Here is a 258-nt window from a genome sequence, read left to right as displayed (position 1 = left end):
ATGACGCCCCGGTTCCGGCGCAGCCGCCGAAAAATGAGAAGCGCACGGTTAAAGCCTATCAGCGCGGCACCGCCAAGAAACAGCGGGACGACGACTGCCTGAACGACACCGGCCTGCGCTTTACTGCCGATGTGCCGGTAGAAGTGGTTGAGCACCTGCCGCCAGAGCTGACCGGCCCGGAGGCCGATCAGTACGAAGTGATTGGCAGCAAGACGACCTTCCGGCTGGCCCAGCGGGCCTCCAGTTATGTGGTGCTCA

1 pseudogene is annotated in these 258 nt (G+C 63.2%); it reads left to right on the top strand.

Annotated features, from left to right (window positions below):
* Positions 1–258, top strand: a pseudogene (locus tag P8629_RS12230) (IS66 family transposase); the annotation flags it as partial.

The sequence above is a fragment of the Hydrogenovibrio sp. 3SP14C1 genome (assembly GCF_029625905.1).
GTDB lineage: Bacteria > Pseudomonadota > Gammaproteobacteria > Thiomicrospirales > Thiomicrospiraceae > Hydrogenovibrio.
This window is presented reverse-complemented; position numbering and strand designations above follow the sequence as displayed.